This window comes from Pseudomonas sp. DTU_2021_1001937_2_SI_NGA_ILE_001 (assembly GCF_032463525.1).
In the GTDB taxonomy this organism is placed as follows: Bacteria; Pseudomonadota; Gammaproteobacteria; order Pseudomonadales; family Pseudomonadaceae; genus Aquipseudomonas.
The window spans coordinates 3,855,026-3,867,078 of the sequence record NZ_CP135971.1 but is presented as its reverse complement, the minus strand read 5'-3'; the positions used below and the strand labels follow the sequence as shown (position 1 = coordinate 3,867,078).

General features: G+C 64.5%; 15 protein-coding genes. 10 read left to right on the top strand and 5 right to left on the bottom strand.

The window, feature by feature from the left end; genetic code table 11:
- Window positions 1–23: 23 nt before the first annotated feature.
- Window positions 24–632 carry a DUF4124 domain-containing protein gene (locus tag RRX38_RS16705; RefSeq protein WP_315959973.1) on the bottom strand — a complete coding sequence of 203 codons (609 nt, stop codon included), beginning with the start codon at window positions 630–632 and terminating at the stop codon, window positions 24–26.
- Between the two features lie 8 nt (window positions 633–640).
- Entirely contained in the window at window positions 641–1,282 is a 642-nt protein-coding gene (gene pyrE / locus RRX38_RS16700) for an orotate phosphoribosyltransferase (RefSeq protein WP_315959972.1), read from the bottom strand.
- Between the two features lie 81 nt (window positions 1,283–1,363).
- Between pyrE and RRX38_RS16695 the strand changes: the two genes are divergently transcribed.
- On the top strand, window positions 1,364–2,143 hold the full coding sequence (locus RRX38_RS16695) for an exodeoxyribonuclease III (RefSeq protein WP_295470472.1): 780 nt from the start codon (window positions 1,364–1,366) through the stop codon (window positions 2,141–2,143).
- Window positions 2,144–2,207: 64 nt separating this feature from the next.
- Here the strand turns inward: RRX38_RS16695 and RRX38_RS16690 are convergent, their stop codons facing one another.
- Window positions 2,208–2,576, bottom strand: coding sequence for a DUF4870 domain-containing protein (locus tag RRX38_RS16690; RefSeq protein ID WP_315959971.1), 369 nt, complete (start codon window positions 2,574–2,576; stop codon window positions 2,208–2,210).
- Between the two features lie 17 nt (window positions 2,577–2,593).
- A complete protein-coding gene (gene rph / locus RRX38_RS16685) occupies window positions 2,594–3,316 on the bottom strand; it encodes a ribonuclease PH (protein ID WP_295470476.1) in 723 nt (240 codons plus the stop codon).
- A gap of 249 nt (window positions 3,317–3,565) precedes the next feature.
- Here rph and RRX38_RS16680 point away from each other — a divergent pair, with 249 nt between their 5' ends.
- From RRX38_RS16680 to RRX38_RS16655, 6 genes are all read left to right on the top strand, one after another.
- Window positions 3,566–4,429 (top strand): YicC/YloC family endoribonuclease, encoded by an 864-nt coding sequence (locus RRX38_RS16680; RefSeq protein WP_315959970.1) that lies wholly within the window; start codon window positions 3,566–3,568, stop codon window positions 4,427–4,429.
- Window positions 4,430–4,441: 12 nt separating this feature from the next.
- Window positions 4,442–5,062 (top strand): guanylate kinase, encoded by a 621-nt coding sequence (gmk, locus tag RRX38_RS16675; protein WP_295470479.1) that lies wholly within the window; start codon window positions 4,442–4,444, stop codon window positions 5,060–5,062.
- Between the two features lie 125 nt (window positions 5,063–5,187).
- A complete protein-coding gene (gene rpoZ / locus RRX38_RS16670; protein ID WP_295470481.1) occupies window positions 5,188–5,451 on the top strand; it encodes a DNA-directed RNA polymerase subunit omega in 264 nt (87 codons plus the stop codon).
- Between the two features lie 60 nt (window positions 5,452–5,511).
- Window positions 5,512–7,617, top strand: a complete 2,106-nt coding sequence (gene spoT, locus RRX38_RS16665) for a bifunctional GTP diphosphokinase/guanosine-3',5'-bis pyrophosphate 3'-pyrophosphohydrolase (RefSeq protein ID WP_295470482.1) — start codon at window positions 5,512–5,514, stop codon at window positions 7,615–7,617.
- Window positions 7,618–7,639: 22 nt separating this feature from the next.
- Window positions 7,640–8,020 carry a RidA family protein gene (locus tag RRX38_RS16660; RefSeq protein WP_315959969.1) on the top strand — a complete coding sequence of 127 codons (381 nt, stop codon included), beginning with the start codon at window positions 7,640–7,642 and terminating at the stop codon, window positions 8,018–8,020.
- Between the two features lie 57 nt (window positions 8,021–8,077).
- The gene (locus RRX38_RS16655) at window positions 8,078–8,815 is read left to right on the top strand and encodes a hypothetical protein (RefSeq protein WP_295472449.1); all 738 of its coding nucleotides are present in this window, start codon (window positions 8,078–8,080) and stop codon (window positions 8,813–8,815) included.
- A gap of 7 nt (window positions 8,816–8,822) precedes the next feature.
- Here RRX38_RS16655 and RRX38_RS16650 read toward each other — a convergent pair whose 3' ends face one another.
- Window positions 8,823–9,671: an NAD-dependent epimerase/dehydratase family protein gene (locus tag RRX38_RS16650; protein ID WP_315959968.1), complete on the bottom strand. Its 849-nt coding sequence runs from the start codon at window positions 9,669–9,671 to the stop codon at window positions 8,823–8,825.
- Window positions 9,672–9,874: 203 nt separating this feature from the next.
- Between RRX38_RS16650 and exbB the strand changes: the two genes are divergently transcribed.
- Genes exbB through RRX38_RS16635 form a run of 3 tightly spaced genes read left to right on the top strand, consistent with a single transcriptional unit; the run spans window position 9,875 to window position 12,033 of the window.
- Window positions 9,875–10,861: a tonB-system energizer ExbB gene (gene exbB, locus RRX38_RS16645; protein WP_315959967.1), complete on the top strand. Its 987-nt coding sequence runs from the start codon at window positions 9,875–9,877 to the stop codon at window positions 10,859–10,861.
- Window positions 10,862–10,864: 3 nt separating this feature from the next.
- The gene (gene exbD, locus RRX38_RS16640) at window positions 10,865–11,290 is read left to right on the top strand and encodes a TonB system transport protein ExbD (protein WP_295472435.1); all 426 of its coding nucleotides are present in this window, start codon (window positions 10,865–10,867) and stop codon (window positions 11,288–11,290) included.
- Window positions 11,287–12,033, top strand: a complete 747-nt coding sequence (locus tag RRX38_RS16635) for a TonB family protein (protein WP_315959966.1) — start codon at window positions 11,287–11,289, stop codon at window positions 12,031–12,033. Before exbD ends, RRX38_RS16635 begins: the two co-directional genes overlap by 4 nt.
- The last annotated feature ends 20 nt before the right edge of the window (window positions 12,034–12,053 follow it).

Below are 12,053 nucleotides of genomic sequence, written 5' to 3'. Positions count from 1 at the left end.
TTTTCATGCCTCCAGCGCTCGACTCAAGGGACCAGCCGCTGCACCCGCGCACGATAGCCGGCAAACTCGATCTCCGTTTGCCGGCGCACGTCCTGGTAGCGCTGGATCTGTTCGTTCAGCGCCTGCTGCTGCTCACGCAGATCGTGCATCTGGTCGATGAGCGATTGCGGCACGGGCCGACCGGCGCGTTCCTGATCGGCCGCCTGCCCCTGCAGGCTGACCTGCTGTGCCGACAGCCCCTGGAGATTGCCCTGGGCCACGCCGATCAGGGCATCCAGCTCGGCCAGGCGACGGGTTCGAGCACGATCCACGTCCGCCACGCTGCGATACTGCTGCAGAAACTGCGCATCGGCGTTGGCCTGCGCCTCGGCCTGCTGAGCCTCGCGGATCTCTTCGGCGGTCGGCGCCGGCGGCACCACCTTGACCACGCGCCCCTGGGCGTTGAGCACCTGGTAGCCCTGGCCAACGTATTCAGGCGGCACGCCCTGGCGGTCCATCACCGTCACCCCACGGCTGTCGACATAGCGATACAGCAGACCCTCGGGCTGCTCTTCGGCCCAGGCCGGCAGCGGCGCCAGGATCAGGCAAAGGCCCAGGGCCAGCCAGCGGCCAAGCGGGGTCAGATCGGCCATGGGTACGGTCAGACTCCGTACTGCGCCCGGTAGGCTTCCACCGCTGGCAGGTGCTGCTTGAGCTGCGCGTCGTCGGCCAGGTATTCCAGCACCTGGTTCAGCGAAACGATGCTCACCACCGGGATACCGAAGTCGCGTTCGACTTCCTGGATCGCCGACAGCTCGCCATTGCCACGCTCCTGGCGGTTCATGGCGATCAGCACGCCGGCGGCCTTGGCGCTCTGGGCCTGGATGATCTGCATGACTTCACGAATGGCCGTGCCGGCGGTGATCACGTCGTCGATGATCAGCACGTTGCCGGTCAGCGGGGCGCCGACCAGGCTGCCGCCCTCGCCGTGATCCTTGGCTTCCTTGCGGTTGAAGCACCAGGGCAGGTCGAGGCCGTGATGCTCGGCCAGCGAGACGGCGGTGGCCGCCGCCAGGGGAATGCCTTTGTAGGCGGGACCGAACAGCACGTCGAAGGAAATGCCGCTGTCGACGATGGCCGACGCGTAGAAGCGACCCAGCTGGGCGAGTGCCGCACCGCTGTTGAACAGGCCGGCATTGAAGAAGTAGGGACTGGTACGTCCGGACTTGAGAGTGAACTCACCGAAGCGCAGCACGCCGCGATCGATGGCAAAACGAATGAAATCGCGTTGGTACGCTTGCATGAAAAAAGCCCTGAAAGCACGGATTTAGCTAATTGATTAGACCTCGGGTATCATACACGCACGTGATTTTTGGGGCCATTTATGCGGATCATCAGTGTGAACGTAAATGGCATTCAGGCTGCGGTCGAGCGTGGTTTGCTCAGCTGGCTGCAAGCCCAGAATGCCGACGTCATCTGCCTTCAGGACACCCGCGCCTCCGCCTTCGAACTGGATGATCCAGCCTACCAGCTGGATGGTTACTTCCTGTATGCGTGCGAAGCCGAAGTGCCAGCCCAGGGCGGCGTGGCGCTTTACTCGCGGTTGCAGCCAAAGGCGGTCATCAGCGGTCTCGGTTTCGAGACGGTCGACCGCTACGGGCGTTACCTGCAGGCAGACTTCGACAAAGTCAGTATTGCCACCCTGCTGCTGCCTTCGGGCATGAACGGCGACGAGGACCTGAACCAGAAGTTCAAGCTCATGGACGACTTCGCCCGCTACCTGGACAAGCAGCGCCGCAAGCGCCGCGAGTACATCTACTGCGGTTCGCTGTACGTGGCACAGCAGAAGCTCGACATCAAGAACTGGCGCGACAGCCAGCAGTCGCCTGGCTTCCTGGCGCCGGAGCGCGCCTGGATGGACGAGATCATCGGCAACATGGGTTATGTGGATGCCCTGCGTGAAGTGAACCGCGAAGGCGACCAGTACAGCTGGTGGCCAGACAGCGAACAGGCCGAGATGCTCAACCTGGGCTGGCGCTTCGACTACCAGATCCTCACCCCAGGCCTGCGTCGCTTCGTGCGTAGCGCGCGCCTGCCGCGCCAGCCGCGCTTCTCCCAACATGCGCCACTGCTGGTGGACTACGACTGGACCCTGACCATCTGATCGGGCAGCCCTCCAGACGCGAAAAAGCCGACTTGCGTCGGCTTTTTACTGCCCGCCCGGCGCCCTACTTCAGCGGCCTCCAGGTGAACGGATAGCGATAATCCAGACCGTCGCTGGCCTTGACCGCCGCGATGATGATCAGCACCAGCGCGCCAATGCCGATCAGCATCAGCAGCGGGATGCCGATGACGACGAACACCAGCATGAAGCAGATGACCGCCGCGATGCTGACGGTGATCTGGAAGTTCAGCGCCTCCTTGCCCTGAGCGTCCACGAAGGGGTCGGACTCCTTCTTCAACTGCCAGAGAATCAGCGGCCCGATCAAGTTGCCGAACGGGACGAACAGCCCGGCGAACGCCGCCAGATGACAGAACATGGCCCACTGGCGCGACTGCGGGTCGGGCTTGTTCAACGAGGTCGAAAAATCGGTCATCGGGCGACTCCTGTCGGTCAGTCGGCCAGCGCAGCGCGCTGCAGTTCGAAGATTTCCGCCATGCCCTTGCGCGCCAGCTCGAGCATCGCATTGAGCTCTTCAGGCTGGAACGGCGCCCCCTCGGCAGTGCCCTGCACTTCGATGAAGCCACCCGCGCTGGTCATGACCACGTTCAGGTCGGTCTCGGCAGCGGAATCTTCCAGATAATCCAGGTCCAGGACCGGCTCGCCCTGGTAGATGCCCACGGAGACGGCACCGATCATCTGCTTGAGCGGATCGCCCGCCTTCAGGCCGCCACGCTTCTTGATCAGTTTCAGGGCGTCGATCAGCGCGACCATGGAACCGGTGATGGACGCGGTACGGGTGCCGCCGTCGGCCTGAATCACGTCGCAGTCGACGTACAGGGTGATGTCGCCCAGCTTGGTCATGTCCAGCGCGGCGCGCAGCGAACGGCCGATCAGGCGCTGGATTTCCAGGGTGCGGCCACCCTGCTTGCCGCGGCTGGCCTCACGCTGGTTACGCTCGCCGGTGGAACGCGGCAGCATGCCGTACTCGGCGGTCAGCCAGCCCTGCCCCTGCCCCTTGAGGAAGCGCGGCACGCCGTTCTCGACGCTGACGGTGCAGATGACCTTGGTGTCACCGAACTCGACCAGCACGGAGCCCTCGGCGTGTTTGGTGTAGTTGCGGGTGATACGGATCGGGCGCAGCTGGTCGGCAGCGCGGCCACTTGGACGTTTCATCTGGCAATACCTGTACAGGGACGGAAAACTGCCGGCCATTATACGGGCTGCATCGCCCTGCGGGACACCTAAAGTCCAAGCGGTGCGCATTGCCCGCCCTCTGGCAACCGGACATCACTTGCCTGCGTCGGCAGATTGGGGCCAGCCTCGCTCTGCGTTACAATCCTGCGCCTTTGCAGCCTGTCGGCTTCCACGATCGCCGCGCGCCTGGCCTGCCCCGCGCCCGGCACGACTCAAGAGGTACACCCCATGGTGCACAGCATGACAGCCTTCGCCCGGACCGAACGGGCCGACGCCCAGGGCACCCTGAGCTGGGAACTGCGCTCGGTCAACCATCGCTACCTCGAACCGCACCTGCGCCTGCCCGAGGCCTTCCGCGATCTCGAAGGCGCCGTGCGCGAAGCCCTGCGCCAGGGGCTGTCGCGCGGCAAGGTGGAGTGCACCCTGCGCTTCATCGAGGAGAATGCCGGCAAGCCCTTGCAGGTCGACCGCGAGCGCGCCGCACAGCTGGTGGCCGCCGCCGAGCAGGTCGCGGCGCTGATCCAGCAGCCAGCCCCCTTGAACCCGCTGGAAGTCCTCGCCTGGCCGGGCGTGCTGGTGGCCGATGCCGCCGACCCGCAGGCCCTGAACAGCGCCGCTCTGGCCCTGTTCAACCAGGCCTTGGGGGAACTGAAGAAAGGCCGCGCCCGAGAAGGTGCCGGCCTGGTCGCCCTGCTCGAAGAGCGTCTGGAATCCATCACCCAGGAAGTGAACACGTTGCGTGCCCTGGTGCCTCAGATGCTGGCCACGCAACGCCAGAAGATCCTCGACCGCTTCGCCGACATGAAGACCGAGCTGGACCCGCAGCGCCTGGAACAGGAAATGGTCCTGCTGGCGCAGAAGAGCGACGTCGCCGAGGAACTCGACCGCCTGACCACCCACGTCACCGAGGTGCGCCGCGTGCTCAAGGCTGGCGGCCAGGCCGGGCGACGCCTGGACTTCCTGATGCAGGAACTCAACCGCGAGGCCAATACGCTCGGCTCCAAGGCTTTCGACCCGCGCAGTACGCAGGCGGCGGTCAACCTCAAGGTGCTGATCGAACAAATGCGCGAACAAGTGCAGAACATTGAGTAAGGCTTGAACAACATGACCCAGAGTACCGGCACCCTGTATATCGTTTCCGCCCCGTCCGGCGCGGGCAAGACCAGCCTCGTCACGGCGCTGATCGACGCCGACCGGCAGATCCGCGTCTCGGTATCGCATACCACCCGGGCCATGCGCCCTGGCGAAGTCAACGGCGTGAACTACCACTTCGTCGAGCGCGCCGAATTCCTGCGCATGATCGAACAAGGGGATTTCCTGGAGCAGGCCGAGGTTTTCGGCAACCTCTACGGCACCTCGCAGAGCAGCCTTCAGGAAGTGCTCGATGCCGGCTATGACCTGATCCTGGAGATCGACTGGCAGGGCGCCGAGCAGGTGCGCAACCTGATGCCCGACGCCCTGTCGATCTTCATCCTGCCACCCAGCCAGGAAGCCCTGCGCCAACGCCTCAACGGCCGCGGCCAGGACAGCGACGAGATCATCGAAGGACGGATGCGCGAGGCGGTCAGCGAAATGAGCCACTACGGCGCGTACGACTACATCGTGGTCAACGACGACTTCGACGTGGCACTCGACGACCTGAAGGCGATTTTCCGCGCCAACCGCCTGACCCAGGCGCATCAGCAGCGCCGCCACCAGGCCTTGCTGGCGCAGTTGCTGGGCTGAATCCGACACGTCGGGGTATGTGGCTTTGAGCGTGCCGCTTGAAGCCTGTCACTCCGCACTTGTACACTACCAAGTCCGCTCGCCCGTCCGGGCACCGCGCATACGCATTTGCTACGAGGAATACCATGGCCCGCGTGACTGTTGAAGACTGCCTGGAAAACGTCGATAACCGCTTCGAGCTGGTCATGCTCGCCACCAAGCGTTCGCGTCAGCTCGCCACAGGCGGCAAAGAGCCCAAGGTTGCTTGGGAAAACGACAAGCCCACCGTCGTCGCCCTGCGTGAAATCGCCGCCGGCCTGGTGGACAACGCTGTCATCGCTGAAGCCGAGATCGTCGAAGACGAGCCGCTGTTCGCTGCCTTCGAGGACGAGTCCAGCGAGGCCGTATAAGCCTATGCCGGGTCGACGTGGTGCGGCGCAGGACACAGGCCATCGGCAGGGGGTAACGCCTTGCCGAGCATAGACGTCCTCGCCGATCGCCTTTCGGCCTACCTCAGCAAGGACCAGGTGAACCTGGTCCGCCGCGCCTATTTCTACGCCGAACAGGCGCACGACGGTCAGCGCCGCCGCAGCGGCGAAGCCTACGTCACCCATCCCCTGGCGGTCGCCAACATCCTCGCCGACATGCACATGGACCATCAGAGCCTGATGGCCGCGATGCTGCATGACGTCATCGAGGACACCGGCATCGCCAAGGAAGCGCTCAGTTCGCAGTTCGGCGAAACCGTCGCGGAACTGGTCGACGGGGTCAGCAAGCTGACCCAGATGAACTTCGAGACCAAGGCCGAGGCGCAGGCCGAGAACTTCCAGAAGATGGCCATGGCCATGGCCCGGGACATCCGCGTCATCCTGGTCAAGCTGGCTGACCGCCTGCACAACATGCGCACCCTGGAAGTCCTCTCCGGTGAAAAACGCCGGCGCATCGCCAAGGAAACCCTGGAGATCTACGCCCCCATCGCCAACCGGCTGGGCATGCACAGCGTACGCATCGAGTTCGAAGACCTCGGCTTCAAGGCCATGTACCCCATGCGCTCGACGCGCATCGGCCAGGCGGTCAAACGGGCCCGCGGCAACCGCAAGGAACTGGTCAACAAGATCGAGGAATCGCTGAGCCACTGCCTGGCGGTCGACGGCATCGAAGGCGAGGTCAGCGGGCGCCAGAAGCACCTGTACGGCATCTACAAGAAGATGCGCGGCAAGCGTCGCGCCTTCAACGAGATCATGGACGTCTACGCGTTCCGTATCGTGGTCGACAAGGTTGACACCTGCTATCGCGTACTGGGCGCCGTACACAACCTGTACAAACCCTTGCCGGGCCGCTTCAAGGACTACATCGCGATCCCCAAGGCCAACGGCTACCAGTCGCTGCACACCACGCTGTTCGGCATGCATGGCGTGCCCATCGAGATCCAGATCCGCACCCGCGAGATGGAAGAGATGGCCAACAACGGCATCGCCGCCCACTGGCTGTACAAGTCCAGTGACGACGACCAACCCAAGGGCTCGCACGCGCGGGCTCGCCAGTGGGTCAAGGGCGTACTGGAAATGCAGCAGCGCGCCGGCAACTCCCTGGAGTTCATCGAAAGCGTCAAGATCGACCTGTTTCCCGACGAAGTCTACGTGTTCACCCCCAAGGGCCGGATCATGGAGCTGCCCAAGGGCTCCACGGCCGTGGACTTCGCCTATGCCGTTCACACTGACGTCGGCAACAGCTGCATCGCCTGCCGCATCAACCGTCGCCTGGCACCGCTCTCCGAGCCGTTGCAGAGTGGCTCGACGGTCGAGATCGTCAGCGCCCCCGGCGCGCGACCGAACCCGGCCTGGCTGAACTTCGTGGTCACCGGCAAGGCGCGCACGCACATTCGCCATGCACTGAAGCTGCAACGCCGCTCCGAGTCGATCAACCTCGGCGAGCGCCTGCTCAACAAGGTACTCAACGGCTTCGAGACCAGCCTCGACAAGATCAGCCCCGAGCGCGTCCAGGCCGCCCTGGCCGAGTACCGCGTCGAGGTGCTGGAAGACCTGCTCGAAGACATCGGCCTGGGCAACCGCATGGCCTACGTGGTCGCTCGCCGCCTGCTGGGCGAAGGCGAACAGCTGCCCAGCCCCGAAGGCCCACTGGCGATTCGCGGCACCGAAGGCCTGGTGCTCAGCTACGCCAAATGCTGCACGCCGATCCCGGGCGACCCCATCGTCGGTCATCTGTCGGCGGGCAAAGGCATGGTGGTGCACCTGGAAAACTGCCGCAACATCAGCGAAATCCGCCACAACCCGGAAAAGTGCCTGCAACTGTCGTGGGCCAAGGACGTTACCGGCGAATTCAATGTCGAGTTGCGCGTCGAGCTCGAACACCAGCGCGGCCTGATCGCCCTGCTGGCCAGCAGCGTCAACGCCGCCGACGGCAACATCGAGAAGATCAGCATGGATGAACGCGATGGTCGCATCAGCGTGGTCCAGCTGGTGGTCAGCGTGCACGATCGCGTACACCTGGCCCGAGTCATCAAGAAGCTGCGCGCCCTGCCCGGTGTGACCCGCATCACCCGCATGCGCGCCTAGCCCACCCTCAACAGGAGTTCTCATGACCAAGACCGTCATCAACAGCGACAAGGCCCCTGCGGCCATCGGCACCTATTCCCAGGCCATCAAGGCGGGCAACACCGTCTATATGTCCGGGCAGATTCCGCTGGATCCCAAGACCATGGAACTGGTCGAAGGCATCGAAGCCCAGATCACCCAGGTCTTCGAGAACCTCAAGTCGGTCGCCGAGGCCGCTGGCGGCTCGTTCAAGGACATCGTTAAGCTGAACATCTTCCTGACCGACCTGGGCCACTTCGCCAAGGTCAACGAGATCATGGGTAAGTACTTCGAACAGCCCTACCCGGCACGCGCCGCCATCGGCGTGGCTGCCCTGCCGCGTGGTTCGCAGGTCGAAATGGACGCCATCCTGGTCGTCGAGTAACCCATCCCGGCGCAGCCTTGGCGCTGCGCCACCCCCGTGCAAAGGAAGGATTCCATGATGCGCCGTGCGCTCGCCCTCTCACTGCTGGCCGCACTCGTCAGTGGCTGCGCCAGCCACACCGACCTCAACCCCGACGGCGTCTGGATCAACCAGGATGCCATCGACGCTGCCGTGAAGAGCGACAACCTGCGCGAAGCCCTGCTGTCACGCGGTCCCAATCTGGAATGGCAGGTCGACAGCAAGTCCGGTGAAGCGTCCTTTTCCAATGGCTTCGAGCTGGGCGAAGGCAAGATCATCGACAGCAAGAACGGCAAGCTGCGGATCGAGTTCTACGGCAACTTCTTCGAAGACCTGAGCGTGGCCGCCGGCCAGTTGACCCAGGCAGCCAGCGAGTCGGGCCCCGAGCAGCACTTCGTCAAGCCGAAGGCGGCTCCGGCACCGGACGCACCGCCAGGCAGCAGCTTCGAAAGCGCGCTGTACGGCGCCTACCTGGGCGGCAAGTGGACCATCACCAACGGGCCGGGCCAGGGTTCCACCGTACAGTTCAACCCCGACGGCAGCCTGCAGGGCCTGGGCGACAACGACCGCTATGCCTTGTGCCTGGCCGGCGACTGCGCCGCCATGAGCGGCGAGTACGACAGCATGTGGCTGGAGCGTGCCGAACAGGGCGCGCCATGGATCTTCATGCGCAAGGGTCGCCAGCTGGAAATCTTCCAGGCCATCAACACGGCGGCAGCCGACGAGATGCCGCAGCTGCGCCCTGGTGAGCGCCGCTGGCGGCTGGAAAAGCAATAACGGGCCGTCAGCCCAGCAAGGCCGCGTACCCGGCACGATAGTCCGGGTAGCGCGGCACCCACCCCAGCGCCCGTGCCCGTGCGTTGCTGCAGCGCTTGCTGCCGGCACGGCGCAGGGTTTCCTGTTCCGACCAGTGCGTCACCCCCAGGTACTCGCGCATCCAGGCCACCACCTCGGCCAGCGGCGCGGGCGCGTCGTCGACCCCCAGGTAGCAATCTTCCAGCACCACGCCCCGGGCATCGGCCTGCAGCAGATGCACCAGCAGGCCGGCCGCATCATCGGCGTGGATACGGTTGGCATACACCGGCGGCTCGAGCGCCACGCGATAGCCTTGGCGTACCTTGCTCGACAGGTCGTTGCGCCCCGGCCCATAGATACCGGTCAGGCGTACTACGCTGGCCGGCCATTCGCAGCCAAGGGCGACGCCTTCCGCGTCCAGCAGCACCTGCCCGGAGAAGCGCTCGGCCTCGGCAGGCGACGTCTCGTCGACCCATTCGCCCTCGCTCTGCGCATAGACACTGCTGCTGGAGACGAAAATCACCCGGCGCGGCGCCTGGCCAGCCTCGCGCAACCAACTCAGTACGTGCCGCAGGCCCTGTACGTAGGCCTGCCGGTAGCCGGCCTCGTCACGCTCGGTAGGCGTCGCACAATAAACCAGGTAATCGATAGCGCCGGTCGGCCAGGCAACCGGCCTGTGTGGCTGGAACAAGTCGGCGGCGACCCCGCGCACGCCCGCCGGCAGCGCCGCGACCTGACGCCGCAGGCCATGCACCGCCCAGCCCTGAGGTAGCAATTGCGCAGCCAGGCGCGAACCGATATCGCCACAACCGGCGATCAACAGCGTGGGTGCGGACATTGCCTCTTACCTCATGCAGAAGATGAAAAAACCCGACGTTCATCGGGGGGACTTTACCGCCCCAAGAGATAATTTGAAAAAAAGATACAGTATTACTTTTGTTAACAAGAACGATTTGCAATAATTGCGCTCTTTGCTCTAGCCATTGCGCAATGTCCTCCGTGACGGCGCACCATGTTCTATACATTTCAGGTCCGGCCCGCATGACATGCACTTCTCCAACCGCCTCGCCAACCACGCTTTTCAGCCTGACTCGCGCCTGGCGCGCGGCAGCTGCACTGGCGCTGAGTCTGACACTCGCGCCTGTCGCCCTTGCCGATCAGACCGCACCAGCCGCCAACGGTGCGACCCCCGCTGCCGCCACGGCACCAGCCCCCGCCCCCCAGAATGCCGCGCCAAGCGCACCGGCCGCCGCGCCCGCTGGCGACCAGGCTGCGGATGAAGACGCGCTGGCCGGCGAGAACAGCCTGGGCATGAGCGCCCACGACCTGTCGCCTTGGGGCATGTACCAGAACGCCGACATCGTGGTGAAGGCCGTGATGATCGGCCTGGCACTGGCCTCGATCATCACCTGGACCATCTGGATCGCCAAAGGCCTCGAGCTGCTGGGCGCCAAGCGTCGTCTGCGCACCGAGATCGCCAGCCTGAAGAAGGCGCGCACCCTCAACGAAGCCGCCGAGCAGAACCGCAAGGAAGGCACCCTGGCGCACCTGCTGGTCCACGATGCCCAGGAAGAAATGCGCCTGTCGGCCAACAGCCGTGAGCGCGAAGGCATCAAGGAGCGCGTCAGCTTCCGCCTCGAGCGCCTGGTGGCCAACTGCGGTCGCACCATGAGCACCGGTACCGGCGTGCTGGCCACCATCGGCTCCACCGCGCCCTTCGTCGGCCTGTTCGGCACCGTGTGGGGCATCATGAACAGCTTCATCGGCATCGCCAAGACCCAGACCACCAACCTCGCCGTGGTCGCCCCCGGTATCGCCGAAGCCCTGCTGGCCACTGCCATCGGTCTGGTCGCGGCCATTCCGGCGGTGGTCATCTACAACGTCTTCGCCCGTTCCATCGCCGGCTACAAGGCCCAGGTCTCCGACGCTTCGGCACAGGTCCTGCTGCTGGTCAGCCGTGACCTGGACCACCTGCCCGAGCAGGGTGAGCGCGGCCAGCACCATCCACAAATGGTCAAGGTGGGCTGACTCGTGGGCCTGCATCTCAATGAAGGCGGCGACGATCTCGCCGAGAACCATGAAATCAACGTGACGCCGTTCATCGACGTCATGCTGGTTCTGCTGATCATCTTCATGGTCGCCGCACCACTGGCGACCGTGGACATCAAGGTCGACCTGCCAGCGTCTACGGCCAAACCACAGCCCAGGCCGGAAAAGCCGATCTTCCTCAGCGTCAAGGAAGACAAGAACCTGTACCTGGGCAACGACCAGGTGTCCCGCGAGCAGATCGGCCAGGTCCTGGACCAGCGCACCCACGGCAAGAAGGACACCACGATCTTCTTCCAGGCTGACAAGGGCGTGGACTACGGCGACCTGATGGAAGTCATGAACACCCTGCGCGCCGCCGGTTACCTGAAAGTCGGCCTGGTGGGCCTAGAGACGGCAGGGAAAAAATGACCACGATGCGCCAAACACTGACGCGCTACAGCGGCAGCCTGTTGTTGGTGCTGGCCGTGCATGCCGTCGCAGTGCTTCTGGCCCTGCGCTGGCCGGCCTCCCAGGCGATCGAACTGCCGCCGCAGGCGATGATGATCGAACTGCCACCGATGCCTGAGCCGACACCCCCGCCGCCAGCGGTGGTGCAGCCGCCCACCCCGCCCGCGCCGGTGGAAGAGCCGCCGATGCCAGAAGTGGCCGAAGCACCGAAGCCGGAAATCGTCGTGCCCAAGAAGGTGGAAAAGCCCAAGCCCAAACCCGAGCCGAAAAAGCCCGAGGTGAAGAAGCCTGAGCCGCCGAAGGAGAAGCCGGTCGAACAGAAGCCGGTGGACACGCCGCCACAGGCCAAGGTCGAGAAGCCCGCTGCGCCTGCAGCACCGCCAAGCCCACCGGCGCCACCCAGCAATGCCGTGCCGAACTGGCAAGGCGAGCTGTTGAGTCATCTGGCCAAGTACAAGAAGTACCCCGACGATGCCCGCCGCCGCGGCATGCAGGGTACGGCTCGTGTGCGTTTCATGATCGACGCCCAGGGCAACGTACTGTCGTCCTCCATCGTCGGCGGCTCGGGAAGCTCGTCCCTGGACCGTGCCACGCTGGAGATGCTACGCCGTGCACAGCCACTGCCCAAGCCGCCAGCGGAAGCCTTGAACAACGGCACCATCGAGATCACCGCACCCTTCGTTTACTCCCTGGATAAACGCTGAAATCCGCCGGTGCGCATCGC

What these genes read in the sequence shown, in the direction of transcription:
- RRX38_RS16660 (WP_315959969.1), top strand. Translation starts at nt 7,640, where the DNA reads ATGACCAAGACCGTCATCAACAGCGACAAGGCCCCTGCGGCCATCGGC.
- exbB (WP_315959967.1), top strand. Translation starts at nt 9,875, where the DNA reads ATGACATGCACTTCTCCAACCGCCTCGCCAACCACGCTTTTCAGCCTG.
- rph (WP_295470476.1), bottom strand. Translation starts at nt 3,316, where the DNA reads ATGAAACGTCCAAGTGGCCGCGCTGCCGACCAGCTGCGCCCGATCCGT.
- RRX38_RS16655 (WP_295472449.1), top strand. Translation starts at nt 8,078, where the DNA reads ATGCGCCGTGCGCTCGCCCTCTCACTGCTGGCCGCACTCGTCAGTGGC.
- gmk (WP_295470479.1), top strand. Translation starts at nt 4,442, where the DNA reads ATGACCCAGAGTACCGGCACCCTGTATATCGTTTCCGCCCCGTCCGGC.
- RRX38_RS16705 (WP_315959973.1), bottom strand. Translation starts at nt 632, where the DNA reads ATGGCCGATCTGACCCCGCTTGGCCGCTGGCTGGCCCTGGGCCTTTGC.
- pyrE (WP_315959972.1), bottom strand. Translation starts at nt 1,282, where the DNA reads ATGCAAGCGTACCAACGCGATTTCATTCGTTTTGCCATCGATCGCGGC.
- rpoZ (WP_295470481.1), top strand. Translation starts at nt 5,188, where the DNA reads ATGGCCCGCGTGACTGTTGAAGACTGCCTGGAAAACGTCGATAACCGC.
- RRX38_RS16635 (WP_315959966.1), top strand. Translation starts at nt 11,287, where the DNA reads ATGACCACGATGCGCCAAACACTGACGCGCTACAGCGGCAGCCTGTTG.
- RRX38_RS16680 (WP_315959970.1), top strand. Translation starts at nt 3,566, where the DNA reads ATGGTGCACAGCATGACAGCCTTCGCCCGGACCGAACGGGCCGACGCC.
- RRX38_RS16690 (WP_315959971.1), bottom strand. Translation starts at nt 2,576, where the DNA reads ATGACCGATTTTTCGACCTCGTTGAACAAGCCCGACCCGCAGTCGCGC.
- RRX38_RS16650 (WP_315959968.1), bottom strand. Translation starts at nt 9,671, where the DNA reads ATGTCCGCACCCACGCTGTTGATCGCCGGTTGTGGCGATATCGGTTCG.
- RRX38_RS16695 (WP_295470472.1), top strand. Translation starts at nt 1,364, where the DNA reads ATGCGGATCATCAGTGTGAACGTAAATGGCATTCAGGCTGCGGTCGAG.